Source organism: Nocardia rhamnosiphila NBRC 108938, from assembly GCF_000720425.1.
Taxonomy (GTDB): domain Bacteria; phylum Actinomycetota; class Actinomycetes; order Mycobacteriales; family Mycobacteriaceae; genus Nocardia; species Nocardia rhamnosiphila.
Genome location: NZ_JOAJ01000005.1, coordinates 564,677 through 590,724, shown reverse-complemented (window position 1 = coordinate 590,724; position 26,048 = coordinate 564,677). Strand labels below are relative to the sequence as shown.

At 69.5% G+C, this 26,048-nt stretch carries 22 protein-coding genes; 13 read left to right on the top strand and 9 right to left on the bottom strand.

All coding sequences use genetic code 11. The features are described 5' to 3' along the window. From IG75_RS0120315 to IG75_RS39205, 4 genes are all read right to left on the bottom strand, one after another. The gene (locus IG75_RS0120315) at nucleotides 1-678 is read right to left on the bottom strand and encodes a response regulator transcription factor (protein ID WP_030522487.1); all 678 of its coding nucleotides are present in this window, start codon (nucleotides 676-678) and stop codon (nucleotides 1-3) included. Between the two features lie 71 nt (nucleotides 679-749). Continuing rightward, nucleotides 750-1,262: a PH domain-containing protein gene (locus IG75_RS0120310; protein WP_036514478.1), complete on the bottom strand. Its 513-nt coding sequence runs from the start codon at nucleotides 1,260-1,262 to the stop codon at nucleotides 750-752. A 424-nt stretch (nucleotides 1,263-1,686) separates the two neighbouring features. Beyond that, nucleotides 1,687-2,487, bottom strand: a complete 801-nt coding sequence (locus IG75_RS0120305) for a biotin--[acetyl-CoA-carboxylase] ligase (protein WP_030522489.1) — start codon at nucleotides 2,485-2,487, stop codon at nucleotides 1,687-1,689. 61 nt (nucleotides 2,488-2,548) lie between these two features. Further along, nucleotides 2,549-2,731 carry a hypothetical protein gene (locus IG75_RS39205; RefSeq protein WP_156058976.1) on the bottom strand — a complete coding sequence of 61 codons (183 nt, stop codon included), beginning with the start codon at nucleotides 2,729-2,731 and terminating at the stop codon, nucleotides 2,549-2,551. Between the two features lie 284 nt (nucleotides 2,732-3,015). Between IG75_RS39205 and IG75_RS0120295 the strand changes: the two genes are divergently transcribed. The 3 genes from IG75_RS0120295 to IG75_RS0120285 all read left to right on the top strand — a co-directional run bounded on the left by IG75_RS0120295 (nucleotide 3,016) and on the right by IG75_RS0120285 (nucleotide 5,770). Next, nucleotides 3,016-4,656, top strand: coding sequence for an acyl-CoA carboxylase subunit beta (locus tag IG75_RS0120295; protein WP_030522490.1), 1,641 nt, complete (start codon nucleotides 3,016-3,018; stop codon nucleotides 4,654-4,656). Between the two features lie 120 nt (nucleotides 4,657-4,776). Beyond that, nucleotides 4,777-5,106, top strand: coding sequence for an acyl-CoA carboxylase subunit epsilon (locus IG75_RS0120290; RefSeq protein WP_030522491.1), 330 nt, complete (start codon nucleotides 4,777-4,779; stop codon nucleotides 5,104-5,106). A gap of 25 nt (nucleotides 5,107-5,131) precedes the next feature. Further along, complete coding sequence (locus IG75_RS0120285) at nucleotides 5,132-5,770, top strand: Maf family protein (protein ID WP_030522492.1); 639 nt, start codon at nucleotides 5,132-5,134, stop codon at nucleotides 5,768-5,770. On the opposite strand, the gene IG75_RS40325 is transcribed toward IG75_RS0120285, so the two are convergent. Then, complete coding sequence (locus IG75_RS40325; protein ID WP_030522493.1) at nucleotides 5,699-6,679, bottom strand: helix-turn-helix transcriptional regulator; 981 nt, start codon at nucleotides 6,677-6,679, stop codon at nucleotides 5,699-5,701. The two genes, IG75_RS0120285 and IG75_RS40325, sit on opposite strands and share 72 nt — an antisense overlap. A gap of 166 nt (nucleotides 6,680-6,845) precedes the next feature. On the opposite strand from IG75_RS40325, the gene IG75_RS0120275 reads away from it, so the two are divergent. From IG75_RS0120275 to IG75_RS0120265, 3 genes are all read left to right on the top strand, one after another. Beyond that, the gene (locus IG75_RS0120275; protein WP_030522494.1) at nucleotides 6,846-7,703 is read left to right on the top strand and encodes a sulfurtransferase; all 858 of its coding nucleotides are present in this window, start codon (nucleotides 6,846-6,848) and stop codon (nucleotides 7,701-7,703) included. A gap of 645 nt (nucleotides 7,704-8,348) precedes the next feature. Continuing rightward, complete coding sequence (locus IG75_RS0120270; protein WP_030522495.1) at nucleotides 8,349-10,136, top strand: acetyl/propionyl/methylcrotonyl-CoA carboxylase subunit alpha; 1,788 nt, start codon at nucleotides 8,349-8,351, stop codon at nucleotides 10,134-10,136. A gap of 127 nt (nucleotides 10,137-10,263) precedes the next feature. Further along, nucleotides 10,264-11,208: a patatin-like phospholipase family protein gene (locus IG75_RS0120265; protein ID WP_051714745.1), complete on the top strand. Its 945-nt coding sequence runs from the start codon at nucleotides 10,264-10,266 to the stop codon at nucleotides 11,206-11,208. A gap of 12 nt (nucleotides 11,209-11,220) precedes the next feature. Here IG75_RS0120265 and amaB read toward each other — a convergent pair whose 3' ends face one another. Further along, the gene (amaB, locus tag IG75_RS0120260) at nucleotides 11,221-12,756 is read right to left on the bottom strand and encodes an L-piperidine-6-carboxylate dehydrogenase (protein WP_030522497.1); all 1,536 of its coding nucleotides are present in this window, start codon (nucleotides 12,754-12,756) and stop codon (nucleotides 11,221-11,223) included. Nucleotides 12,757-12,868: 112 nt separating this feature from the next. On the opposite strand from amaB, the gene IG75_RS0120255 reads away from it, so the two are divergent. Together IG75_RS0120255 and lat are read left to right on the top strand one after the other, a co-directional pair. After that, nucleotides 12,869-13,321 (top strand): Lrp/AsnC family transcriptional regulator, encoded by a 453-nt coding sequence (locus IG75_RS0120255; protein WP_030522498.1) that lies wholly within the window; start codon nucleotides 12,869-12,871, stop codon nucleotides 13,319-13,321. Nucleotides 13,322-13,406: 85 nt separating this feature from the next. Continuing rightward, entirely contained in the window at nucleotides 13,407-14,765 is a 1,359-nt protein-coding gene (lat, locus tag IG75_RS0120250; protein WP_030522499.1) for an L-lysine 6-transaminase, read from the top strand. An 18-nt stretch (nucleotides 14,766-14,783) separates the two neighbouring features. Here the strand turns inward: lat and IG75_RS0120245 are convergent, their stop codons facing one another. Continuing rightward, nucleotides 14,784-15,128: a hypothetical protein gene (locus IG75_RS0120245; RefSeq protein ID WP_030522500.1), complete on the bottom strand. Its 345-nt coding sequence runs from the start codon at nucleotides 15,126-15,128 to the stop codon at nucleotides 14,784-14,786. Nucleotides 15,129-15,331: 203 nt separating this feature from the next. Between IG75_RS0120245 and IG75_RS37425 the strand changes: the two genes are divergently transcribed. Continuing rightward, nucleotides 15,332-17,176: a serine/threonine-protein kinase gene (locus IG75_RS37425; protein WP_051714744.1), complete on the top strand. Its 1,845-nt coding sequence runs from the start codon at nucleotides 15,332-15,334 to the stop codon at nucleotides 17,174-17,176. Between the two features lie 10 nt (nucleotides 17,177-17,186). Here IG75_RS37425 and IG75_RS0120235 read toward each other — a convergent pair whose 3' ends face one another. Continuing rightward, complete coding sequence (locus IG75_RS0120235; RefSeq protein ID WP_030522502.1) at nucleotides 17,187-17,738, bottom strand: histidine phosphatase family protein; 552 nt, start codon at nucleotides 17,736-17,738, stop codon at nucleotides 17,187-17,189. A gap of 104 nt (nucleotides 17,739-17,842) precedes the next feature. Between IG75_RS0120235 and vapB the strand changes: the two genes are divergently transcribed. The 4 genes from vapB to IG75_RS0120215 all read left to right on the top strand — a co-directional run bounded on the left by vapB (nucleotide 17,843) and on the right by IG75_RS0120215 (nucleotide 23,950). Further along, nucleotides 17,843-18,121 (top strand): type II toxin-antitoxin system VapB family antitoxin, encoded by a 279-nt coding sequence (gene vapB, locus IG75_RS0120230; RefSeq protein ID WP_051714743.1) that lies wholly within the window; start codon nucleotides 17,843-17,845, stop codon nucleotides 18,119-18,121. 79 nt (nucleotides 18,122-18,200) lie between these two features. After that, nucleotides 18,201-22,748 carry an ATP-dependent helicase gene (locus tag IG75_RS0120225; RefSeq protein WP_156058977.1) on the top strand — a complete coding sequence of 1,516 codons (4,548 nt, stop codon included), beginning with the start codon at nucleotides 18,201-18,203 and terminating at the stop codon, nucleotides 22,746-22,748. Nucleotides 22,749-22,868: 120 nt separating this feature from the next. Continuing rightward, entirely contained in the window at nucleotides 22,869-23,648 is a 780-nt protein-coding gene (locus tag IG75_RS0120220) for a DNA-formamidopyrimidine glycosylase family protein (protein WP_030522505.1), read from the top strand. Nucleotides 23,649-23,761: 113 nt separating this feature from the next. After that, the gene (locus IG75_RS0120215) at nucleotides 23,762-23,950 is read left to right on the top strand and encodes a hypothetical protein (RefSeq protein ID WP_030522506.1); all 189 of its coding nucleotides are present in this window, start codon (nucleotides 23,762-23,764) and stop codon (nucleotides 23,948-23,950) included. A 28-nt stretch (nucleotides 23,951-23,978) separates the two neighbouring features. Here IG75_RS0120215 and glpD read toward each other — a convergent pair whose 3' ends face one another. Continuing rightward, a complete protein-coding gene (glpD, locus tag IG75_RS0120210) occupies nucleotides 23,979-25,709 on the bottom strand; it encodes a glycerol-3-phosphate dehydrogenase (protein ID WP_030522507.1) in 1,731 nt (576 codons plus the stop codon). Nucleotides 25,710-26,048: the final 339 nt, after the last annotated feature.

Genomic DNA, 26,048 nt, shown 5'->3' with positions numbered 1-26,048 from the left:
TCAGTCGGTGTTCAACCGGAAACCGACACCGCGCACGGTGACGATCCGGCGTTCGGCCATCGGGCCCTCGTCGCCGATCTTGCGCCGTAACCAGGACATATGCATATCCAGCGTCTTGGATCCGCGCAGTTCGGCGTCGCCCCAGACCTCGCGCAGGATCGTCTCCCGGGGCACCACCTGGCCGGCCCGATCGATCAGCACTTTGAGCAGTTCGTACTCCTTGTTCGCCAACCCGACTTCCACCCCGTTGACCAGCACCCGCCGGGCCGCCGGTTCCAGGCGGATCCCGCCGACCTCCACGGTGTCGTCACCGATCCCGCTGCGCCGCAGCAGGGCGCGGACCCGGGCCAGCAGTTCGGCCAACCGGAAGGGCTTCCCGACGTAGTCGTCGGCCCCGGCGTCCAGCCCGACCACGAAATCGACTTCGTCGGTACGGGCGGTGAGCATAAGCACCGCCATCTCGGCGCCGCGGGCCCGCACCTGCCGGCACACCTCCAGCCCGTCCATTCCCGGCAACCCGAGATCGAGGATCAGCAGATCATGGTGTCCTTCCAGTGCGCGGTCCAACACCGCGGGACCGAAGCTCTCCACGGTCACCGAATACCCTTCGCGGCCCAGCGCCCGCGAGAGCGGCGCCGCGATGGCCTCGTCGTCTTCGCCCAGCAATACGGCGGTCATGCGACAAGATTACGGTCCACCGGTCCGGTACCGGCCTCCTCACGCCCGGGCAGCAGCCCGCGGCGGCGAGATCAGAAGCCGCCGTACCGGGGCGCCGCCTCGAAGACCTGGTGATAGAGCAGCGCGTGCACCTGTTCCACATTCGGGATATCGCTGTATTCCAGGGGTTCTTCGGACGAGGACCCGATGATCAGTTCCCCGGTCCCGAACATCCGGTCGACCAGCCCGTGCCGGAACTGAACACTCGAGATCCGGCTCATCGGGATATCGATACCGGTGTGGGTCATCACACCCTCACGGGCCAGCACCCGGCGATCGGTGACGATGAAATGGGTGGATTTCCAGGTCACGATCGGCGCGATACTGCGCCACGCCAGCAGCAACAGCCATACGACCAGGACGACGAGCAGCAGGATCGTCCGCCACGACTCGTCGGCGGTACGCCACACCAGACCGCCCAGGAAGCCGGCCACCGCGGTCACCACGATCAACGTGACGATGGGCCAGAACAGCATCTTCCAATGCGGATGGGTGTGCAGGATCAGCTCTTCGTCGGGCGCCAGCGCATCCTCCGGATAACCCATGAGCGCACATTACCCCCAAATACACCCGAAACACCCGATCCAGGCCGGGTACGGAAAGCACTCGTCGCGCTCGGCCATGCACGAAGAAGACCGCCTCCCGACCAGTACCTCGAATGCCAACGCAACCCGCATGCGTCGAGTTTTACGAGACACCTCGAAGGGTTGAGGCCCGTCTCGCCCTTTGGCCGAAGGCGCTCAGCGGTCACCCTCTCTGGACGGCCCACCGCACATCGCACGAGCCGAAGGCTCGAGTCCCGAGGCCGAAACGGCGAGACCAAGGGGGCCTCAACCCCGCGGCGCCGCGGGCGCCGCCGAAAAACACAGCGCCTTCACGAACGAGCCCACCCCTCCGCCTCCGCAACCAACTCCGCCTCATCAACCCGGACCGCCCGACCTATGAAACCCGGCCTCCCCGCCGGAACTCTCAGTCCCCCGGCCGCAGATGCGTCACATCCCCCGCCGCCACTGCCCGGTCCTCGATGAGCAACCGCCCCGCCGAATCGATATCGCGCGCGATCCCGGTCAGCACCCCGCCTCCCGGCAGTTCCGCCCGGACCCGGGAGCCCAGCGTCGCGCAGCGTTCCCGGTAGGCGTCGGCGAGCGTCTCCGCGGCCCATCCGGATTCCTGCCACCGGGCGTAGCGGCGGGCGAACTCGGTCAGGAAGGACAGCACCAAGCGGGTGCGGTCGATATCGGTGGCGCCGCTGAGGAGCAGCGAGGTGGCGTGCGGGACGGGGAGTTCGTCGGCGGTGAGGCTCACGTTCATGCCGATACCCACGACGATCGCCGGGCGGGGCCCCGCGGCGGCGACTTCGGCCAGGATGCCGGCGACCTTGCGACCCTCGATCAGCACATCGTTGGGCCATTTCAGGGCGGCGGGCACCCGGGCGGTCGTGGTGAGCGCGTCGACCGCGGCGATCCCGGTGAGCAGCGGCAACCAGCCGAGCGCTTCGGGGTCGAGGCCCGCGGGCCGGACGAGCAGAGACAGGGCGATCTGCGCGCGCGGCGGACTGGCCCAGGCGCGGGCGAGCCGGCCGCGCCCGCTCTCCTGCGCTTCCGCGACCAGTACGACACGGTCTATATCCGGGTCTCCGGCGCGCGCGATCAGGTCCGCGTTGGTGGATCCGGTCGATTCGATCACATCGATTCCGGTGTAGAACGCCAGTTCCGGAGTTCCGGTCAGCGCTCGCCGGAGATGTTCGACGTCCAACGGTGGCCTCTGCACCAGGGCAGGGTACTGGCCGGGGCCGGCGGTCACCGCACGGCGGGTGCGGTGACCACCGGGTCTAGCCGGCGAGGTCGTAGCCGATGGGCCGGGAAACCGCGGACATCGCCTCGTTCTCCACGGTGTCGGTCTCTTCGGATTCGTTCTCGGCGACTGTTTCGGTGATGGTCGGTTCCGGCTCGGTCACCCGGGTGAACGCCAAGGCCTCCGGGAATCGGCCGTCTCGAGTTGTCCAGTGCCACATAGCAGGCCACCTCCCCTCTGTGTTCCAAAAGTGGCCTGCTGCAAGGGTATTGCCCGGCGCCGTAGAGCGAAAGCGAATTAATCGTGGCCCGCGCGCTCACGAACTGGACAGGTTAGGCTTGTGACGGATCACCGTGGCGTGTCGTGTGGACGTTTGCCGCGATTCGCGGTACACATATGAACCGGTGACGACTTGTCCACCTGGGGTTTTCTGGACCGGGTTCTACTCACCAGTAGCAGGATCTGGGTTAACAGCGCGGTGCGGCTCTGGTTACACTCCGAGCCATGACGAGTGTCCAGCAGCAGCCCACGCCGGATTCGGCAGGTGCGCCCGATATCCACACCACCGCCGGCAAACTGGCTGACCTGCGGAATCGGCTGGAAGAAGCCCAGCATCCGATGGGCGAGGCCGCAATCGACAAGGTGCACGCCAAGGGCAAGATGACCGCGCGGGAGCGCATTCTCGCCCTGCTCGACGAGGGTTCCTTCGTCGAACTCGATGCCCTGGCCCGCCACCGCAGCGTGAACTTCGGCCTCGACAAGCAGCGCCCGCTGGGCGACGGCGTGGTGACCGGATACGGCACCATCGACGGCCGCGAGGTGTGCATCTTCAGCCAGGACGTCACCGTGTTCGGCGGCAGCCTCGGCGAGGTGTACGGCGAGAAGATCGTCAAGGTCATGGACCTGGCGCTCAAGACCGGCCGGCCGCTGATCGGCATCAACGAGGGCGCCGGCGCGCGTATCCAGGAGGGCGTGGTCTCGCTCGGCCTCTACGGCGAGATCTTCCACCGCAATATCCAGGCCTCCGGCGTCATCCCGCAGATCTCGCTGATCATGGGTGCCGCCGCGGGTGGGCACGTGTACTCCCCCGCGCTCACCGACTTCGTGGTGATGGTCGACCAGACCAGCCAGATGTTCATCACCGGGCCGGACGTCATCAAGACCGTCACCGGCGAAGAGGTCACCATGGAGGAGCTGGGCGGCGCCCACACCCACATGGTGAAATCGGGTTCGGCGCACTATGTGGCCTCGGGTGAACAGGACGCCCTCGACTACGTCAAGGACCTGCTGTCCTACCTGCCGAGCAACAACCGCGCCGAGGCGCCGCGCTTCCCGGCCTCGGACCCGATCACCGGCGCGATCGAGGAATCGCTCACCGAAGAGGACATCGAACTCGACACGCTGATCCCGGATTCGCCGAACCAGCCCTATGACATGCACGAGGTCATCCGCCGGCTGCTCGACGACGACGAATTCCTGGAGATCCAGGCCGAGCGGGCCATGAACATCATCGTGGGCTTCGGCCGGGTCGACGGCCGCAGTGTCGGCATCGTCGCCAACCAGCCCACCCAGTTCGCCGGCTGCCTCGATATCGACGCCTCGGAGAAGGCCGCGCGGTTCGTCCGCACCTGCGACGCGTTCAATGTCCCGATCATCACCCTGGTGGATGTGCCCGGCTTCCTGCCCGGTACCGACCAGGAGTACAACGGCATCATCCGGCGCGGCGCCAAGCTGCTCTACGCCTACGGCGAAGCCACTGTGGGCAAAATCACGATCATCACCCGCAAGGCCTACGGTGGCGCCTACGACGTCATGGGTTCCAAGCATATGGGCGCCGATGTGAACCTGGCCTGGCCCACCGCCCAGATCGCCGTGATGGGTGCCTCCGGCGCGGTCGGTTTCGTGTACCGCAAGAAGCTGGCCGATGCCGCGAGCGACGGGTCCGACGTGGACAAACTGCGGCTGGAACTGCAGAACGAGTACGAGGACACGTTGGTCAATCCGTACGTCGCCGCCGAGCGCGGATACGTGGACGCGGTGATCCCTCCGTCGCACACTCGCGGCCAGATCGTCTCCGCGCTGCGGCTGCTGGAGCGGAAGATGGTGACCATGCCTCCGAAGAAACACGGCAACATCCCGCTGTGATCCGGCGATACGCTCTGTAGGCCGCACACTGATTTCGGGTATGCGATCGGTGAGAAAAGACCGACCGGGTTCCGCTGAACCGCGCGAGCCCGCTCGAGGCAAGAGAGAGGATCTGGCACTGTGACGATTGTGGCAGAAGAAGAAGTATTGGCCGCAGCGGAACTGGACCTCGCCACCAGGGATGTGCCGGTCGATACCGCGACCGAAGCCGCTGCGGGCACTGCCGCCGCGACGAACGGGGAGAAGCCGTTCCTCGTGATCGAGAAAGGTGCGCCGAGCGACGCGGAGATCGCCGCACTCGTGTGTGTGTTCACCGCTGCCGCCGCCGCGGGTTCGGGATCCGCCGATTCCGGCCCGCAGGATCTGTGGGGCAAGCCGACGATGATGCACCGCGGCAACTCCCCGTTCTCGCCGTACTCCTATCCGCAGCTGTCGCATCTGCGGTTCTGACACCGACCCCAGGAGAACTTCAGACGTGACCCGGCTGGTACTCGCGTCCGCGTCACCCGCCCGCCGGTCGGTACTGCGGGCCGCGGGCATCGAACCCATCGTCCGGGTCTCCGACGTGGACGAGGACGCCGTAGCGGCGGCCCTACCGGCCGATACCGGCCCCCGGGAAGTCGTCGTCGAACTGGCCCGGGCGAAAGCCCGGGCCGTGGCGTCCACCCTGGCCGACGACGCACCGGATCCCGATCTCGTCGTCGTCGGCTGCGATTCCATGCTGCTGATCGACGGTGCACTCCAGGGCAAACCCCATACGCCGGAGGTGGCGCTGGCGCGCTGGCAGGCCATGGCCGGGCATTTCGCGGACCTGGTCACCGGGCACTGTGTGCTGCGTGTACGCGACGGCGTCGTCACCACCGAGGCGATCGACTGCAGCGCCACCACCGTGCACTTCGGTAAACCCGATCCCGCCGAGCTGGACGCCTATATCGCCACCGGCGAACCGCTGCAGGTGGCGGGCGCGTTCACCCTCGACGGGCTGGGGGGCTGGTTCGTCGACCGGATCGACGGTGACCCCTCCAGCGTCGTCGGGATCGGATTACCACTGCTGCGCCGACTGCTCCAGGAAGTGGGTGTTGGTGTCGCCCAGCTGTGGGCCGACCGCACCTGAGGGCGGAGCGCCGCGGAACACCCGGCCACCCTGCTGCCCCGCGGACGGCGCCACCGGCCCGGTAGCGGGCGGGAACGGATCCGACTCCAGGGACGCGGACGCGGGCGGCAACTGACTACCCGGCGGCACCGTCTGACCCGACGCCCGCGACAACCGCGCCGCCTGCCCGGCGGCCGCATCGATGCGGCCGGGCTGCGGGCGCCTGCGCGCGGCCGTCGTCGCGGAGTCGGCCGCTTCCGCGGCCGGAGCCTGCGCGGCCGGTGGGCCCACCTGCCGCAGCCGCACCTCGCACATCTCCTCGGTCACGAACGGCACGAGTTCGGCCTCGACCACGCCCTGCGCCCCGGAACGCTCCAGTAGCGCCGCCAGCAGCCCGCGATGTACCCCGCACACCACTTCGGTATGTGTTCGCGCCAGATCGCGCAGCGGGCAAGCCGTCAACCGGACCACCGCGCCCTGGTCGGGGTCACGCACGGCGCTCTCCCGCCCGTCCCGTTCGGGGGCGAAGCCCAGCTCCGACATCAGCGAGACGACACGGTCCTTGGCATCGCGCACCGACTCGACGGGTTCACCGGCGGTGTCGAGTTTGTCTCCCCAGGCCCGTCCGGCCGCCCGGCCGGCGGCCGCCTGCTGCTCCGGATCGGGCCCCAGCTGGTCGGCCAGCACCTGGGCCAGGTCTTGATAGCCGATGGTCCGCTGGACCGCCCGGTACCCGATCCGTGGCCGTCCCCGGCCACGGGGCGGCTGCTGGAACTGCCGGACCAGTGACTCCCGGGTGAGGATGTCGAGATGGAACCGCACCGTGGTGACATGCTGGCCGGTGATCTGTGCCAGCTGCTGTGCGTCCAGGGGCTCGCTCGCGCCGCGGAGGATCGCGAGCAGGCGCCGCCGCGGCCAAGAATCAGACATGCTCACCCCTCCTTCGGGGAGACTTTATCGGAGACATGTGCGATTAAATCGCCCATTGCACCGACTCTGTGCTCATCAACAAGTTCACGTCAAGTCACACTTACTATCCACAGTGCGGCTCGAACCTGTCGTCAGCACTGCCCGCCTCCTGTGAAGGAACCCGAACGTGCCCGTCGCCCCGGACCCATATCCCGCCTTCGCTTCCTACGCTCACCCACACCGTTTGGTAACCACGGAATGGCTGTCGGCAAACCTCGGCACGCCCGGTTTGAAGATCATCGAATGTAATGCCGACGTCCTCCTCTACGGCATAGGCCATGTTCCCGGGGCCAGCAAGCTCGACTGGCGCAGCGACCTCGACGACCCGGTGACCCGTGACTATATCGATGGTGAGCGGTTCACCGAACTCATGCGCTCCCAGGGCGTCGAACACGACGACACCGTCGTGCTGTACGGCAATGACGGTAACTCGCACGCCGCGCACGCGCTGTGGCTTTTCACCATGTTCGGCCACCGGGACGTCCGGCTGCTCGACGGCGGCCGCGACGCCTGGATCGGCGAGGGCCGCGACACCGTTTTCGAAACCCCCGAACCGTCCCGCAGCCGATACCCGCAGGTCGAGCGGGACGATATGTCGATCCGCGCCTTCCGCGAAGAGGTACTCGACCGCCTGGGCGACCCGCTGGTCGATGTGCGCTCGCCGCACGAGTACGCGGGTGATCCCGGCGAGGGCGGGCCGGGCACGGCCCTGCGCGGCGGGCATATCCCGACCGCCGTCAACATTCCGTGGACCAGTGCCCTCACCTCCGGCTCCCGCTTCCGCGGCCGCGCCGAACTGGACGAGATCTACGGCGCGGTCGAGCCGGGCCCGGTCACCGTCTACAGCGGGGTCGGCGAACGCTCCAGCCACACCTGGTTCGTCCTGAAGTACCTGCTCGGCCGCGAGACCGTACGCAACTACGACGGCTCCTGGACCGAATGGGGAAATTCGGTCCGTATGCCCATCGCCACCGGCGCGGCATGACCGGAGACCGCACCTTCGAACGACCGCCCCGCCTCGGTCCGTATGCCCCATCGCCACCGGCGCGGCATGACCGGAGACCGCACCTTCGAACGACCGCCCCGCCTCGGTCCGTATGCCCATCGCCACCGGCGGGGCATGACCGGAGATCGCACCTTCGAACGACCGCCCCCGCCGTTTCGGCCTCGAAGCGCATGCGCCGCAGGCGCGAGTCTCGAGGCCGAAACGGCGAGACCAAGGGGGCCTCAACCCCGCGCCGCCGCAGGCGGCGTCAAAAAAACACAGCGCCTTCACCAACCAGCACCCCACGCCGACGGCCCGGCTCGGAGGGCCGCGGGCTCAGCACCTTCCGAGGGCCGGACAGTGTTCCACATAGTCCCGGCGGACCCATTGTGATCTGCGACCTACTGCCCGGTAGCCCTATCCGAGTTCCGGCTTTGTTGGCAGACTGCCTACACTCGCCCCGAGACAGATAGTGTCGACCACGGGCGCGGAGCCCGCGTAGCGGATCCGAACCCACGGACCCGGAGCCCACCAAGCGATCCGATCCTCTTCGGAAGCCGGACAGCGGACCCCGATCCGCGGGAGCGGAGCCGAAGCGCGGCCCATCCCGCACAGCGAACACAGAGATTGCACACAGGAGGCTCAGTGCCCAGCCATGCCAGCGCGCGGATCACGAAGGTACTCGTAGCTAACCGAGGCGAGATTGCCGTGCGCGTTATCCGGGCGGCCAAGGACGCCGGCCTCGGCAGTGTCGCGGTTTACGCGGAACCCGATGCCGACGCACCCTTCGTCAAGCTCGCCGACGAAGCCTTCGCCCTCGGCGGGCAGACCTCTGCCGAGTCGTACCTGGTCTTCGACAAGATCCTGGATGCCGCCGCCAAATCCGGCGCCGATGCCATCCATCCGGGTTACGGCTTCCTCTCCGAGAACGCCGACTTCGCCCAGGCCGTCCTCGACGCCGGGCTGATCTGGATCGGCCCGTCGCCGCAGTCCATCCGCGATCTCGGGGACAAGGTCACCGCGCGGCATATCGCCGAGCGGGCGAAGGCACCGATGGCCGCGGGCACCAAGGACCCGGTGAAGAACGCCGACGAGGTCGTCGAGTTCGCGAAGAAGTACGGCGTGCCGGTCGCGATCAAGGCCGCGTTCGGTGGCGGTGGCCGCGGGATGAAGGTCGCGCACAACATCGAGGAGATCCCCGAACTGTTCGAGTCGGCGACCCGTGAGGCGGTCGCCGCCTTCGGTCGCGGGGAATGCTTCGTCGAGCAGTACCTGGACAAGGCCCGCCACGTCGAGGCACAGGTGATCGCCGACCAGCACGGCAACGTGATCGTCGCCGGCACCCGCGACTGCTCGCTGCAGCGCCGCTTCCAGAAGCTGGTCGAGGAGGCTCCGGCCCCCTTCCTGACCGACGATCAGCGGGCTCGCATCCACGCCTCGGCCAAGGCCATCTGCAAGGAGGCCGGCTACTACGGCGCCGGCACGGTCGAATACCTGGTGCAGGGCGACACCGTCTCCTTCCTCGAGGTCAACACCCGCCTGCAGGTCGAGCACCCGGTCACCGAGGAGACCTCCGGTATCGACCTGGTCCGCCAGCAGTTCCGCATCGCCAACGGCGAGAAGCTGGAGATCACCGAGGATCCGACCCCGCGCGGCCACTCCTTCGAGTTCCGGATCAACGGCGAGGACGCCGGTCGCGGCTTCCTGCCCGCCCCCGGCCCGGTCACCGCGTACTCCGAGCCGACCGGCCCGGGTGTGCGCGTCGACTCCGGCGTGGTGGCCGGCAGCGTGATCGGCGGCCAGTTCGACTCGATGCTGGCCAAACTGATCGTCACCGGTGAGAACCGGACCCAGGCCCTGGAGCGGGCGCGGCGTGCGCTCGCCGAGTTCCACGTGGAGGGTCTGGCCACGGTCATCCCGTTCCACCGGGCCATCGTCGAGGATCCGGCCTTCATCGGCGACGGCGAATCGTTCGACGTCTACACCAAGTGGATCGAGACCGAGTGGAAGAACACCGTCGAGCCGTTCACCGGCGGTGCCCCGGCCGACGAGGACGAGGAACCGCGGCAGAAGGTCGTGGTCGAGGTCGGCGGCCGCCGGGTCGAGGTCTCGCTGCCGGGTCAGTTCTCGATCGGTTCGGGTGCTCCCGCGGCCGGTGGCGCGGTGCGTAAGAAGCCGAAGCCGCGTACGCGGGGTGGCGCGGGCGGCGGCGCCGCCTCCGGTGACGCTGTCACCGCCCCCATGCAGGGCACCGTGGTCAAGGTCGCGGTCGAGGAAGGCCAGACCGTCGAGGCGGGCGATCTGATCGTGGTGCTCGAGGCCATGAAGATGGAGAACCCGGTCAACGCGCACAAGGCCGGCGTGGTCACCGGACTGAACGTGGCGGCCGGCGCGGCCATCACCCAGGGCACCGTTCTCGCCGAGATCAAGTAGCGCGCCCCGCTGGGGCCGCGACCGGTATGCGAAGGCATGCCGACCGGTGAGCCAACAGTAGATGCACACTGCTCCGGAGCGGGTGCGCGGCCGATTGCCGCCACCCGCTCCGGCGTATGGTGACCTGGTGAGCGCAGTACAACCGACGGTCGCGGAGGTGATCCGCGGCCGTTTCGCATCCGACAGCCGGGCCGACGGCCATCGGCTCGTACTCGTCGTCGAGGGTGGCGGCAGCCGCGGCGTGTACTCCAGCGGGATGGTGCACGCGCTGGAGCAGCTCGGCATGACCCGGGTCTTCGACGCGGTGTACGGCACCTCGGCGGGTGCCATCAATGCGGCGTGGCTGCTGTGCGGCCGGGCCGGACGGGGTATGAAGGCCTGGACCGACGCCGCGATCATGCGCCGGGCCATCGACCCTGCCCGGATGCTGCGCGGGCGGCCCGCGTTCGATCTGAACTATCTGGTGCACAAGGTGTACGACGGGCTGCATCCCATGGACTTCCCCGCCATCCTGGCCAACGAGACCACCTTTCATCCCATCGCCACCGATATCCGCACCGGCGAACCGGTGGACCTGCATCCGTTCATCGTCGACAAGGCGACGCTGCAGACCGCGCTCCGGGCGTCCTCCGGTCTGCCGTTACTGGCCGGCCCGCCGGTGGAACTGGGTGGACGCCGCTACTTCGACGGCGGCCTCTCGGAAACGGTCCCGGTACGCAGCGCACTGCAGGCCGGGGCCACCCACGCCCTGATCCTGCGGACCCGGCGGGCCGACGAACGCCGGCCACCGCCGCCCTGGTTGCACGACGTGGTCGGCGGCACCTATATGCGGTTCATCGCCCCCGGCGCCTACCGGGCATGGAAGCTGCGGCCGGGTCAGCAGGCGCTGGAGGACGTGGTGATCGCCGGGATGGGTGCGACGGCCTGCCAGGTCCACCCGCCGGCCGGGTCACCGGATATCAGCAGCGTCGAAACCGATCCCGGCATTCTGGCGCGCGGTATGGAGATCGGCCGCCGCGTGGTGGCCGAACTCTTCTCGGAGTTCAGTCCCGTATCCGCCGAACCCTGCTGACCGGGGCCGCGGTCAATCGAAGCGGATGCCCTGGGCGAGGGGCAACTCGGTGGAGTAGTTGATGGTGTTGGTGGCGCGCCGCATATAGGCCTTCCATGCGTCCGAACCCGATTCGCGGCCGCCGCCGGTGTGCTTCTCGCCGCCGAACGCGCCGCCGATCTCCGCGCCGGAGGTGCCGATATTGACGTTGGCGATACCGCAGTCCGACCCGTCGGCGGCGAGGAAGCGTTCGGCCTCCCGCTGGTCGGTGGTGAAGATCGCCGAGGACAGGCCCTGCGGTACGCCGTTGTGCAGAGCCAGGGCGGTGTCGAAATCGTCGTAGGTGAGGACGTAGAGGATCGGGGCGAAGGTCTCCTCGCGCACCACCTCGGTCTGGGCGGGCATCCGGATGATCGCCGGGTCGGCGTAGTACGCCTCGGACCCCACACCCTCGGGTTCGACCCGCTCACCGCCGCACAACACTTCACCTCCGTCACCGCGGGCGCGCGCCAGCGCGTCCCACATCCCGGCCCAGGCGCCGGGCCCGTGCAGCGGCCCCACCTGGATACCCGGGTCCAGCGGGTTGCCCACCCGCAACTGCCGGTACGCGCGCACCAGGCGGTCCAGCAGTTCGTCGGCGACCGAGGAGTGCACGATGAGCCGGCGCAGACTCGTACAGCGCTGTCCGGCGGTGCCGACGGCCGCGAAGACGATGCCCCGGACCGCCAGGTCCAGGTCGGCGGAGGGGCCGACCACGGCCGCGTTGTTCCCGCCCAGTTCCAGCAGGCAGCGGCCGAATCGGGCGGCCACGCGCGGGCCGACCGCGCGACCCATGGCGACCGAGCCCGTCGCGCTGACCAGTGCGACCCGTTCGTCATCGGTCAGCTGTACTCCGGCGTCCGTGGACCCCAGGATCAACTGGTGGATCCGGCCGTCCGCCCCGGCGGCGGTCGCCGCGCGGCGTAGCAGCGTATGGCAGGCAAGGGCGGTCAGCGGGGTACGGTCCGAGGGTTTCCACACCACGGTGTCGCCACAGACCAGCGCGACGGCGGTGTTCCAGGCCCAGACCGCGACCGGGAAGTTGAAGGCGGAGATCACGCCGACCACACCGAGCGGATGCCAGGTCTCCATGAGCCGGTGGCCCGGCCGCTCCGAGGCCATCGTGTACCCGTAGAGCTGGCGCGACAGCCCCACCGCGAACTCGCAGATATCGATCATCTCCTGGACCTCGCCGCGCGCCTCGGCGGGGATCTTGCCCACTTCGAGAGTGACGAGTTCGGCGAGTTCGTCCTGGTGGCGGCGCAGCAGTATGGCGAGTTCGCGCACTACGGCCGCCCGCTGCGGGGCCGGGACCAGCCGCCAGGAGGCGAAGGCGGCGGCCGCTTCGGTGATCGCGGTGTCGATTTCGGCGGGGCCGTCGGGCCGCAGGCCGATCAGCACCCCGCCGTCGATCGGGCAGCGCACGGACATATCGCCGTGCGCCGGGTCCGCGATCTCCAGTGCGCGCAGCAGCGCGCCGATCCGGCCGGCGTATCCGGCGGGGACGGTCTTCTGTTCGGTCTCGGTCATCACGAACTCCTCGGGTTCGGCCGGACGAAATACGCTGTGCGAATGGCACGGCCGGAGAATGAACGTTCACAACAGTGTTCCGGCGGTGTGTCCGCTACGTTAGCCTTCGCTGATGGCGGAAACACCGGCAAAACCAACCCTGGACGAGATCGATCGCCTGCTGATCCGGGAACTGATGGCCGATGGACGGGCGACCCTGTCCAATCTGGCCGAGAAGGCGAGTCTTTCGGTATCCGCCGTGCAGTCACGGGTGCGCAGGCTCGAGGCGCGCGGCGTGATCCGTGGCTACACCGCGAACGTCGATCCCGAAGCGCTGGGACAGCTGCTGTCGGCATTTGTGGCGATCACTCCTCTCGACCCTTCTCAGCCCGACGATGCCCCGGCGGCGCTGCAGAACATGCCGGGGATCGAGGCCTGCCATTCGGTGGCGGGCGACGAGAGCTACATCCTGCTGGTCCGGGTGGCCTCGCCGCGGCATCTGGAACAGTTGCTGCAGCAGATCCGGGCGACGGCCAATGTCCGAACCCGGAGCACCATAATCCTTCAGACATTCTACGAAAAGTAGCCGATACCGTAACAACTCTTATTAGTTACGGACTTGTCAGTAAATCTTCCTGACAAGCCGGTCCCCGGTCCCGTACCGTCGGAGTGTGACCATCGAACTGGAGCACTCCGGCACGGGCGATGGCAGGACAGATGGCCGCATCCCCGCCTCTCGCGTGTTCGAGACCCTGTCGGCCAGTATGCTCGCCGACGGTTTCGACCTGGTACTCGATCTGCGCGCGTCCCGCGGCCGCCATCTGGTGGACGCCCGCGACGGCAGCGATTACCTCGACATGTTCGGTTTCTTCGCCTCCAGCGCACTCGGGATGAACCATCCCGCGCTGACCGAGGACGCCGGGTTCCGCGCCGAATTGACCACGGCCGCAATGAACAAGCCGAGCAACTCCGATATCTACACGGTCGAGATGGCGCGTTTCGTGGACACCTTCGTCCGGGTGCTCGGCGATCCGCGCCTACCGCACCTGTTCCTCATCGACGGTGGCGCCCTCGCGGTGGAGAACGCGCTCAAAACCGCCTTCGACTGGAAGAGCCGGCACAACGAACTCCACGGACGCACACCGCGACCCGGGTACGAGGGCGGTGTGCTGCATCTGACCGGCGCCTTCCATGGCCGCAGCGGATACACACTGTCGCTGACCAACACCGACCCGGTCAAAACCGAGCGCTTCCCCGCCTTCGACTGGCCGCGGATCGAAACGCCCTGGCTCGGTCCGGATATCGATATCGAGGCGGCGGAACGACGTGCGCTCGACCAGGCCGCCCGCGCCTTCACCGAACGGCCCCACGGAATCGCCTGCTTCATCGCCGAACCGATCCAGGGCGAAGGCGGCGACCGGCATATGCGCCCGGAATTCCTGCGCGCGGTCCAGGAACTGTGCCACGCCAACGACGCGCTGTTCGTCCTCGACGAGGTGCAGACCGGGGTCGGCATCACCGGAAGCACCTGGGCCTACCGGCAACTCGGGCTGGAACCGGATGTGGTGGCCTTCGGGAAGAAGACGCAGGTGTGCGGGATCATGGCCGGCGGCCGGGTGGACGAGCTCGGCGACACCGTGTTCACGGTGCCCTCGCGCCTGAATTCCACCTGGGGCGGCAATCTCACCGATATGGTGCGGGCCACCCGGATCCTGGAGGTCATCGAACGCGACGATCTCATCGCGCGGGCCGGCGAACTGGGTGACCTGCTGCTCGATCTGCTGCGTGACCTCGCCGAGCGGCAGCCCGCGGTCACCGAACCGCGCGGGCGCGGTCTCATGTGCGCTGTCACGCTGTCGGACAATGCCTTCCGCGATGCCGTCCTCACCACGCTGCGGGAACGCGAACGGGTGCTCATGATCGGCTCCGGCGAACGCGGCATCAGATTCCGGCCACCGCTGACGGTGGAACCCGGCGAACTCGTCGAGGCGGTGACCGCGCTGGACCGGGTACTCACCGATCTCGGCTGATACCGCCCCGGTGAACGATCACCCCGCGTCGGGGCGCAACCCCAGCGCGCCCGCGGCGAACCGGCGCACCGCCTCCGCCGCGGCGACCAACGCCGCCTGTTGACCGGGCCGGGCCCAGCCCTCGACCGCGGCGGTCCCGTCCGGTCGCGGGGTCACCCCGATCTCGGCCACCAGCTCCGCGGTGGCCGGTTCGCACACCGCCCAGGAGAAATGGGATTCCGCCGCCCACTCGGCGCCGCGGCGGGCCACGTAGTCCGGGTCGGTGATCCCGCCCGCGGCCAGCGCGGGCCGGTCGTCGATCCGGTCATCGGCCCGCAGCGCGCGCAGATACCATGTGCCCGCGTTGATCTCGATCGCCTCCATCCGGTCACCCTCGCACAGCCCGGCGGGCCCGGCCGACGCCGGTTCGCCTTCGCGGGGTCACGGTCGCGGACGCTATCGGTCGGCGACCTCACACTGTGCCGCGCCGCCGACCGCGGATAGGGTCGGGGTACAGTCCGGCCCCGGGCAGGTCCCGGATCTCCGCAACCGCCCGGACCGTGGGCCGGGACAGGGAAGGATGCGTCATGACCGGGCAGCGATTGGGCCGCTACCGGCTCGAGCGATTGCTCGGCCAGGGTGGGATGGGCCAGGTATGGCTCGCCCACGCCGAACCCGCCGCCGGACGCCCGGGCGGGCGGGTCGCGCTCAAGCTGCTCCCCGTCGAACTCGCCGCCGACCAGACCTATCGCAGCCGGTTCGAACGCGAAGCCGAACTCGCCGCCCGCCTGCACGACAGTCATATCGTGCCGATCCACGCCCACGGTGCGCTGGACGGCCGCCTGTTCATCGAGATGGAATACGTCGAGGGCGACGATCTGGGCCGTGTCCTGCGCACGAACGGCCCGCTGACGGCACGGCGCGCGGTCGATATCGTCGCCCAGACCGCGGCGGCGCTGGATGCCGCGCACCGGGCCGGACTGGTGCACCGGGACGTGAAACCGTCCAATATCGTCGTCCGGCGCGACGGTTTCGTGTACCTCATCGACTTCGGTATCGCCCACGGCGCCGGCAGCACCGCCCTCACCGCCTCCGGACTGGCGGTCGGGACCTGGGCGTACATGGCTCCGGAACGGTTCACCGGAAGTACCGACGCCCGCGCCGATATCTACTCCCTGGGCTGTGTGCTCTACGAATGCCTGGCCGGTTCCCGCCCGTTCGGCGATACCGATCCGGCGCGGCAGATGCACGACCATCTCACGACCACGCCACCCAGTGTGCGCGCGCTGGTCCCGGGAATCCCGGTGGAACTGGACCGGGTGATCACCCGGGCGCTGGCCAAGAACCCGGACGACCGCTACCGCACCGCCGGGGAGTTCGCGCGGGCCGCGCTGGGCGCTCTCCCGGGTGCGGCGGCGGTACCGCCCCCCGGCGCGATGGAGCATCCCGGAACCCGCCACTACGAACTGGACGACCGGCCCGCCGCAGCGGTCGCGGGCCCTCCGGGCACCAGGGCCTACACGGAATACGCACCCGGCGACCCGGCGTCCCCCGCGCGCCCCGCCACCCGGGCCTACACCGAGCACGCTCCCGGCGACCCTGGGCTGCGGCGGTCCCCGTCGCACCCGGCCACCCGGGCCTACACCGGACACACTCCCGGCGACCCGGCGCCGGTGCCTCCGGCGCCCCACCCCCCGACCCGGGCCTACACCCGTCTCGAGAGCAGGCCTCGGCCCGGGTCCGGGAGCGGTCCGGCGCAGGCCGCCGGGCCCCCGCCGTACAGCGGGGGCAGTGCGGGCGCGGCGGTTTCGCCGAACCGTCCCGCGCCCCACCGTCCCGCGCCCCCGCCCGGCCGCCGCGCACCGCGCGCCCGGGCGAAACCGCCGCGGCGCCGCAAGAGCCTCGTGCGCCGATTGGTGCTGTGGCCGCTCGTGCTCGTGGTCGTGCCACTGCTGCTGATCGGCGGCTGTGTGGCCGCGCTGGTCGGCGGCGCCGGTTCGATCCGGTTCTTCGGCGGCGACGACACGCCGGCGGCCGGGAGCATCGCCGATCCCGGTGTTCCGGTCCGGGACGGCAACTTCGAGTTCGCGGTACGCAACGTGGAGTCGGGAGTGAGCGCGGTCGGTATCGAACGTGCCCAGGGGACGTTCGTGGTGGTCAGCTTCACCGTGCGCAATATCGCGGCCCAGCCGAAGACCTACCTGCCGCTCGGGCAGGAACTCCGCGATACGGCGGGCGCGAAGCACGCCCCCGATGTGACCGCCACCGCGCAGCGCGCGGCCGCCGCGGCCGCCCCGCGCACCCTGCAACCCGATGAGTCGCTGGGCACGCACCTGGTCTTCGAGATACCCCCCGAATCGGTGCCCGCGAGCATGACCTTCCGCGATTTCCCGCTCTCGTTCGGTACCACGGTCGCCCTGAACGCCCAGTAGCCTGGGAGGATCAGTTCAGCCGCAGCGTCCACGCGGTCCGGTGGTGCAGCCGGACCCGGGCGCCCGGCGCCACATCGAAACGCCAGAACGATTCCGGCGCGGCCGCCAGGGCCACGACCAGCACGGCCCGGATCACCGCCGGATGGGTCACCGCGATCGTATGCGGCGCTGCGCCGGCCGCCGGCTCGTCGAGCCACCCGCGGACCCGGTCCAGCAGGTCCAGGACGGACTCTCCCCCGTGGCCGCGGTATCGGGGATCGGTGAGCCAGCGGCCCACTTCCTCCGGCGGCAGCAGGCCCGGATCCGTACCACGCCAGGCGCCCGCGTCGAGATCGCGTAATCTCGATAGTGGTGCGGCATCCAAGCCCAATAGTCGGGCAGTCTCTCTGGTCCGCCGCTCCGGGCCCGCGACTATCCGTGCGCCTGCCGGTGGTTCGACCGTCCGGTCCGCCAGCATCGCCCGCCCCGCCGGGGTGAGTGGTTCATCGGCCGGGAACCGCGCCGCCCGTGACGCCTCGGTGACACCGTGGGAGATCAGATCGAGTTTCCGAACACCAGGCACCGTCGAAGCATAGAAACGCCGGACTGTCACCGGTAGCCGGCTCGAAGCACCATAACGGCTGCCGGTCCATCGTGCCCCGCTGCCAGCCAGGAGGTGATCGAGGAATGACAGACATACTCATCCGCGCCGTGCCCGGTGCGGTCATCGACGAGATCGACCGGCAAGCCAATGGCCTGGGTATATCCCGTACCGAATTCCTCCGCCGCCGACTCAGCCGGGAGTTCCGGCCGATCGGCGGGGTGACCACCGAGGACCTGATTCGGCTGGCCGGACTCGTCACCGAGAACCGGACCCCCGACCTGCTCTCGCCCGACCTCGCCGAAACAGAATTCACCGGCCCGGGGTTCGCCGGGCCCGATCTGGTCGACGGAGCCCCCGCCTGACCGGTCGATCACCCGGCCGGCCCGCGCCGGCCGGGTCGCGATCGTCCCGGTGTCGGTGCTCCGGTGCACACTGGTTTCCGTGACCGAGTTCTCCGCCGCCACCCAGCAGTGGTTCGACGGTGCGTTCCCCGCGCCGACGGCTGCCCAGCTGGGTGCGTGGCAGGCGATCGCGGCCGGTGAGCACACCCTGGTGATCGCGCCGACAGGGTCCGGCAAGACCCTGTCGGCGTTCCTGTGGGCCATCGACCGGCTGGCCGCGGCCGATCCGCCGGATTCGGGTACCTCGGTGCTCTACATCTCCCCGCTCAAGGCCTTGGCCGTGGACGTGGAGCGGAATCTGCGCGCGCCGCTGGTCGGGGTGCGCCAGACGGCCCGTCGCCTCGGTCTGCCGGCCCCGGAGATCAGCGTCGGCGTCCGTTCCGGGGACACCACCGCGCAGGAGCGCCGCCGATTGCAGCGCACCCCGCCCGACATCCTCATCACCACCCCCGAATCGCTGTTCCTGATGCTCACCTCCGCGGCCCGGGAAACCCTCCGCGGCGTGCGCACGGTCATCGTGGACGAGGTACACGCCATCGCCGGTTCGAAGCGCGGGTCGCATCTGGCGCTGTCCCTGGCCCGGCTGGACACCCTCACCGAACGGCCCGCGCAGCGGATCGGCCTGTCGGCGACCGTCCGGCCGCCCGAGGAGGTGGGCCGGTTCCTGGTGGGATCGGCGCCGATCACCGTCGTCAACCCGCCCGCACCCAAGACCTTCGACCTCTCGGTACGGGTCCCGGTCCCGGATATGACCGAGCCGGGCGAGTCCGACCAGCTCGGATCGCTGTGGCCGCATGTGGACGAGGCGATCGTCGAACTCGTACTCGAACACCGTTCGTCGATCGTGTTCGCCAATTCACGCCGGCTCGCCGAACGGCTGACCGCCCGGCTGAACGAGGCCTACGCCGGACGGCTGGGCGAATCCGTCGACACCGCCCATGCCCCGCCCGCCCAGCTCGGCCCGTCCACGGAGGTCAACCACGGCGCCGAACCGCTGCTGGCCCGGGCGCACCACGGTTCGGTCAGCAAGGAACAGCGGGCCCTGATCGAGGACGACCTCAAAAGCGGCCGGCTGCGCTGCGTGGTGGCCACCAGCAGTCTCGAACTCGGTATCGATATGGGCGCGGTGGACCTCGTGGTGCAGGTCGAGGCGCCGCCCTCGGTGGCGAGCGGGTTGCAGCGCATCGGCCGGGCCGGCCATCAGGTGGGCGAGATATCGCGCGGAGTGCTCTTCCCCAAGCACCGCACCGATGTGGTGCACTGCGCGGTGGCCTCGCAGCGGATGCTGGCCGGGCAGATCGAGGCGCTGAAGATACCCGCGCATCCACTGGACATCCTCGCCCAGCAGACGGTCGCGGCCTGCGCCCTGGAACCGCTGGATGTCGACACCTGGTTCGACACCGTGCGCGGCACCGGCAGCTATGCCGCGCTCCCCCGTTCCTCCTACGAGGCGGTACTGGATCTGCTGGCCGGCCGCTACCCGTCCGACGAGTTCGCCGAACTCCGGCCGCGCCTGGTCTGGGACCGCGACGCCGGCACCCTCACCGGTCGCCCGGGCGCCCAGCGGCTGGCGGTGACCTCGGGCGGCGCGATCCCGGATCGCGGCATGTTCGCGGTGTACATGGTCGGCGAGAAGGCTTCGCGGGTGGGCGAACTCGATGAGGAGATGGTCTACGAGTCACGCGTCGGCGATGTCTTCGCGCTCGGCGCCACCAGCTGGCGGATCGAGGAAATCACCTACGACCGCGTCCTGGTGACCCCCGCCTTCGGCCACCCCGGGCGCCTACCGTTCTGGCACGGCGATTCACTCGGCCGCCCGGCCGAACTCGGTGCCGCGCTGGGCGAATTCGTCCGCCGCGCCGGTGCGCAGACCTCCCCGGAAACCCTCACCGAGCAGACCACCGCGGCCGGGCTCGACGAGAACGCGACCGCGAACCTGCGTGCGCTGCTGGAAGACCAGCGCAACGCGACCGGGCGGTTGCCCACCGACCGCACCCTGGTGGTCGAACGTTTCCGCGACGAGCTCGGTGACTGGCGGCTGGTCCTGCACTCGCCCTACGGAATGCCGGTGCACGCGGCCTGGGCGCTGGCCGTGGGCGCCCGCCTGCGGGAACGCTTCGGCGTCGATGCCGCCCCGAACGCCTCCGACGACGGCATCGTGGTCCGGCTGCCCGACACCACCGACGAACCGCCGGGTGCGGAACTGTTCGTCTTCGAACCCGACGAGATCGACGACCTGGTCACCGAACAGGTCGGTGGGTCGGCACTGTTCGCGTCCCGTTTCCGGGAGTGCGCGGCCCGGGCGTTACTGCTGCCGCGCCGCGATCCCGGACGGCGCGCGCCGCTGTGGCAGCAGCGGCAGCGATCGGCCCAATTACTGGATGTGGCAAGGAAATTCCCGGCCTTTCCGATCCTGCTGGAGACGGTGCGCGAATGCCTGCGTGATGTGTACGATCTGCCGGCGCTACGGGAACTGCTCGCCGCGGTGGCGCGCCGCCAGGTGCGGCTGGTCGAGGTGGAGACGGCCACCCCGTCCCCGTTCGCCAACGCGCTGCTGTTCGACTACATCGGCCAGTTCATGTACGACGGCGACAGTCCGCTGGCCGAACGGCGCGCCGCGGCGCTGTCCCTGGACTCCGCACTGCTCGCCGAACTGCTCGGCCGGGTGGAGTTGCGGGAACTGCTGGACAGTGAGGTCATCGCCCAGGTCGAATCGGAACTCCAGCGCCGCACGCCGGAACGCCACGCGCGGGATATGGAGGGTCTGGCCGATCTCCTGCGATTGCTCGGCCCGCTGACCCCCGCCGAGGCGCGGGAGCGCTGCCGCGAGGACCCCGCGGCCTGGTTCGCCGAACTCGCCGGCGCCCGGCGCGCGCTCGAGGTCTCCTACGCGGGACAGACGTGGTGGGCCGCCATCGAGGACGCGTCCCGCCTGCGCGACGCGCTCGGGGTGCCCCTGCCGATCGGCACCCCCGCCGCATTCATCGAACCGGTACCCGATCCTCTCGGCGATCTGGTGGCCCGCTACGCCCGCACGCACGGGCCCTTCACCACCGAATCGGTCGCGCACCGGTTCGGTCTGGGCACCGCGGTCGCGGCGGCGGCGCTACACCGTCTCGGTCTCGAGAAACGCGTGGTGGAGGGTGAGTTCACCCCGGAGACCGGCGGTTCGGAGTGGTGTGACGCCCAGGTGCTGCGGCGGCTGCGCCGGCGCAGTCTCGCCGCCGCCCGGCACGAGGTCGAACCGGTGTCCACCGCGACCTTCGGCCGGTTCCTGCCCGATTGGCAACACATCGGGACCGGCGAGTTGCACGGAATCGACGGCGTGGCGACGGTGGTGGAACAGCTCGCCGGCGTCCCGGTGCCGGCGTCGGCGTGGGAATCGCTGGTGTTCCCGGCCCGGGTCCGCGATTACTCCCCCGCCTTCCTCGACGAGCTGATGGCCACCGGCGAGGTGCGCTGGTCCGGCCACGGCGCCATCAACGCCAAGGACGGCTGGATCGCGCTGCATCCGGCCGATCAGGCTCCGCTCACCCTGCCGCCGGCCGACGAACCGGAGTTCACCGGAACCCACCTGACGCTGCTGACCGCGCTCGGCGCCGGACCCGCGCTCACCACACCGCCGGGCCACCGGACCGAAGCCGAGCCCACGCCTTCGGTGTCGCACAGTGGCGGAGCGTATTTCTTCCGCCAACTGTCGGACGCGACGGGCTTACTGGACGATGCCGCGGTCGCGGCCGCCCTGTGGGACCTGGTGTGGGCGGGCCTCGTCTCCGGCGATACGTTCGCCCCGGTGCGCGCCCGGCTCTCCGGCTCCACCCGGACCCCGACCGCACACCGCACACCACGGCGCGCACCCCGCGGACGCACCTACCTGCCCCGGCCCGCGATGCCGAGCCGGTCGGGTCCGCCCACCGTGGCCGGGCGCTGGTCCCTGCTACCCGAGCGCGCGACCGACAATACGGTCCGCGCGCACGCCACCGCCGACCTGCTGCTCGAGCGCTACGGCGTGCTCACCAAGGGTTCGGTACAGAGCGAGGGCGTACCCGGCGGTTTCGCACTGATGTACCGCGTGCTCAGCGAATTCGAGGACCGTGGCCGCTGCCGCCGCGGATACTTCGTCGACTCGCTGGGCGGCGCGCAGTTCTCCACCACCGACGTGGTGGACCGGCTGCGCTCGTTCGACGGCGACCGGCGGCCCGCCGGGGCGGCGCTGGCCCTGGCGGCCTGCGATCCGGCCAACCCCTACGGCGCCGCCCTGCCCTGGCCCAAAACCGAGGGCGGGGTCGGTCACCGGCCGGGCCGCAAGGCGGGCGCGCTGGTCGTACTGGTCGACGGCGAGCTGGTCCTCTATCTGGAACGCGGCGGAAAAACCCTGCTCACCTGTACCGAGGATCCCGCCGCCCGGCAGGCGGCGGCCGGCGCGCTGGCCGATCTCGTCCGGACCGGCCGGGCGGATTCACTGGTCATCGATCGGGTCGACGGCGAATCGGTGCACGGCAACACCTTCGCCGAGTTCCTCACCGCGGCCGGTTTCGCCACCACCCCGCGGGGCCTGCGCCTACGGCGTGCGGTCGGGCGCCGATAGCGAGGCGACCATTGAGCGCTTACCGTAGTGTGAGCCTCGACCCGACCTCCCGGAGGCGGGGCCACGGACACCGGCCCGACCCCGCGGCGCCGGAGGCGACGCCGAGGGATACTGGCGCTCATGCCCGAGGGTGATGCCGTGTTCCGCGCCGCGCGGCGGCTGCGCGCCGCACTCGAGGGCGCGACGCTGACCCGTAGCGATTTCCGTGTGCCCCGATACGCGAGCGTCGATCTGCGCGGCCAGGTCGTGGAGAGCGTGGGCAGCTACGGAAAGCATCTGTTCATCCGCACCGAGACGGTCAGTGTGCACACCCATCTGAAAATGGAGGGCAGCTGGCGGGTCTTCCACTGCGGGCAGCGCTGGACAAAACCGCGGGTCGCCGCCCGGATCGTGCTCGGCACCGCGGAGGCCGAGGCCGTCGGATTCGATCTCGGCCTCGTGGAGGTGCTGCGCCGCCGGGACGAGCACACCGCCATCGATCATCTGGGGCCGGATCTGCTCGGTCCCGGCTGGGATCCCGCCGAGGCGTTGGACCGGCTCACCCGCGCACCGGATGTGCCGATCGGTGTCGCCCTGCTCGATCAGCGCAACCTGGCCGGGATCGGCAATATCTACCGCAGCGAGATCTGCTATCTGCGCCGGGTCCATCCGGCTCGCCCGGTGGGTGAAGTGGAGGATCTGCCGGCGCTGGTGAACGAAGCGCAGCGCGTCATGTATCGGGCCGCGCACGGGCCGCCCTGGCGACCGCTGGTCTACGGCTTGGCCCACCGGCCCTGCCGCCGGTGCGGGACCTCCCTGCGGGTCGACATGCTGGGTGAGAAGATGCCGCGCAACGACCGGGTGAGCTACCGGGAACGCGGTATCTACTACTGCCCCAAATGCCAGGTCCCACCCGTCTGAGCACGTACGCTGTCGCATACCGGCCGTCGCCTCTTCTGTGACGGCCGCCATGAGCGCAGTAATGATCGGCCGCTTTCCGACGACACACGGGTACCGCACCGGAAGCAGGTCCCATGTACACCCGAACCGTCCGACTGGCCGCCCTCACCGGCAAACTGCTCTCCGCGGTACTGGCCATCGTGGCGACCGCGGCGTTCTGCTACTTCCTGCTGCATCCCGCCGCGACCCCGCAGGCGCCGGCCCCCGTACCGCTCGGACCGGCGACCACCACGACACCGAACCACTACCCCGCCGCCCACTGAGCGGGGGTCCGCGGCGGCGCGGGACGGTTCAGCCCTCGGTGGGCACCGGTTCCAGGATTTCCGGCCGGGGTTCGGGCGCGGCGATCCGGAGCGCATCGGCGGAGGCATCGTCGGGCTGGGTCTGTGACCGCACCTCGGCGTCCACCCGGGCCAGATAGGTCCGGACCTCGCGGTCGGTCTCCGCGTCGCTCCAGCCGAGCACCGGGGCGATGAGCCCGGCGACCTCGTCGGCGCACTCGGCGCCGCGGTGCGGATACTCGATGGAGATCCGGGTGCGCCGGGCGAGCACATCGTCGAGGTGCAACGCACCCTCCGCGGCCACGGCGTACACCGCTTCCACCCGCAGATAAGAGGGGGCCGCGGCGATCGGTTGCTTCAGGTCGGGCCGGTCGGCGGCCAGCGCCATGACCTCGTCGACGAGCGAACCGTAACGGTCCAGCAGATGTTTCACCCGGTAGGGGTGTATTCCGTAGTCTTCGGCCAGCTGTACGGTCTGGTTGACCAGCGCGAAATAGCCGTCGGCGCCGAGCAGCGGCACCTTCTCGGTGATCGAGGGCGAGACCCGGGCCGGGATGTCCTGGGCGGCCTCGTCCACCGCGTCGTAGGCCATCACCCGGTAGGTCGTGTACTTGCCGCCGGCGATGGCGACCAGTCCGGGCGCGATCCGCGCGACGGCGTGCTCACGCGACAGTTTCGAGGTCTCGTCGCTCTCCCCGGCCAGTAGTGGTCGCAGGCCCGCGTACACCCCGTCGATATCCGCATGGGTCAGCGGGGTGACCAGCACCTCGTTCACCCGTTCCAGCAGATAGTCGATATCGGCCTTGGTGGCGGCCGGATGGGCCAGGTCGAGATTCCAGTCGGTATCGGTGGTGCCGATGATCCAGTGCGCGCCCCACGGGATCACGAACAGCACCGAGGTGGTGGTGCGCAGGATGATCGCGGCGTCGCTGACGATCCGATCGCGCGGGACCACGATATGCACGCCCTTGGAGGCCCGCACATGGAACCGGCCACGCTGCAGCGACAGCGCCTGCACCTCGTCGGTCCACACACCGGCCGCGTTGATCACCACGTGACCGCGGACCTCACCGGTGGTTCCGTCCTCGCTATCGCGCACCTGCACGCCGACCACCCGGTCGGCTTCCCGCAGGAACCCCACCACCTGGGTGGAAGTACGGAGCACCGCGCCGTAGTGGGCGGCGGTACGGGCGACGGTCATGGTGTGCCGGGCGTCATCCACCACCGTGTCGTAGTAGCTGATCCCGCCGATCATCGAGTTACGCCGCATACCCGGGGCCAGCCGCAGCGCCCCGTGCCGCGACAGATGCCGCTGCCCCGGTACGGATTTCGCCCCGCCCATGGTGTCGTAGAGGAACAGTCCCGCCGCGACATAGGGCCGCTCCCACGCCCGCCGGGTGAGCGGGTAGAGGAACCGCAGGGGTTTCACCAGGTGCGGCGCCAGACGCGACATGGACAGTTCGCGTTCCTTCAACGCCTCGCGAACCAAACCGAATTCGAGCTGTTCCAGATACCGCAGGCCACCGTGGAACATCTTGGACGACCGGCTGGAGGTCCCCGAGGCCAGATCGCGCGCCTCCACCAGCGCCACCTTCAGGCCGCGGGTCGCGGCATCGAGGGCGATCCCGGCCCCCACGACACCGCCGCCCACCACGATCACATCGAAGTGGTCCTTGTTCAAGCGCTCCCATGCGGAACGGCGCTGTTCGGGTCCGAGGAACTGCGATCCCGGCTGTAACATCACCGTCCCCCCTCCGGAGCGAGGACATGCGGTCCGCGGCGGCCGAAGCGTGGGCGTAGGTATCGCATCATCGGTATCGACTCCTCGAGTACGCGATCGGGGTCGGCTGGGGGTTTGCGCGTTCGGTGTCCAAGCCTAATGGCACAGCCGGGCGACACCCGCCGACAGCCCGCGCACGGCCGCAGCGAAGGCGGAGGTACGCCGAGGCTTGCGGTGGTTGGTATTGGGGACGGTGGGTTCGCCTGTACACGCGCACGGCCGGAGCGAAGGCGGAGGTACGCCTACGGGGCAACCTCTGGCAAACCTCGGCAGGGAGACACCCGTCACCGATCGGCCGGA

Excerpts from the sequence above, each read along its gene's own strand:
- IG75_RS0120315 (WP_030522487.1), bottom strand. The coding sequence starts at position 678 with ATGACCGCCGTATTGCTGGGCGAAGACGACGAGGCCATCGCGGCGCCG.
- IG75_RS0120310 (WP_036514478.1), bottom strand. The coding sequence starts at position 1,262 with ATGGGTTATCCGGAGGATGCGCTGGCGCCCGACGAAGAGCTGATCCTG.
- IG75_RS39205 (WP_156058976.1), bottom strand. The coding sequence starts at position 2,731 with ATGTGGCACTGGACAACTCGAGACGGCCGATTCCCGGAGGCCTTGGCG.
- IG75_RS0120295 (WP_030522490.1), top strand. The coding sequence starts at position 3,016 with ATGACGAGTGTCCAGCAGCAGCCCACGCCGGATTCGGCAGGTGCGCCC.
- IG75_RS40325 (WP_030522493.1), bottom strand. The coding sequence starts at position 6,679 with ATGTCTGATTCTTGGCCGCGGCGGCGCCTGCTCGCGATCCTCCGCGGC.
- amaB (WP_030522497.1), bottom strand. The coding sequence starts at position 12,756 with ATGACCGAGACCGAACAGAAGACCGTCCCCGCCGGATACGCCGGCCGG.
- IG75_RS0120255 (WP_030522498.1), top strand. The coding sequence starts at position 12,869 with ATGGCGGAAACACCGGCAAAACCAACCCTGGACGAGATCGATCGCCTG.
- IG75_RS0120245 (WP_030522500.1), bottom strand. The coding sequence starts at position 15,128 with ATGGAGGCGATCGAGATCAACGCGGGCACATGGTATCTGCGCGCGCTG.
- IG75_RS37425 (WP_051714744.1), top strand. The coding sequence starts at position 15,332 with ATGACCGGGCAGCGATTGGGCCGCTACCGGCTCGAGCGATTGCTCGGC.
- vapB (WP_051714743.1), top strand. The coding sequence starts at position 17,843 with ATGACAGACATACTCATCCGCGCCGTGCCCGGTGCGGTCATCGACGAG.
- IG75_RS0120220 (WP_030522505.1), top strand. The coding sequence starts at position 22,869 with ATGCCCGAGGGTGATGCCGTGTTCCGCGCCGCGCGGCGGCTGCGCGCC.
- IG75_RS0120215 (WP_030522506.1), top strand. The coding sequence starts at position 23,762 with ATGTACACCCGAACCGTCCGACTGGCCGCCCTCACCGGCAAACTGCTC.
- glpD (WP_030522507.1), bottom strand. The coding sequence starts at position 25,709 with ATGTTACAGCCGGGATCGCAGTTCCTCGGACCCGAACAGCGCCGTTCC.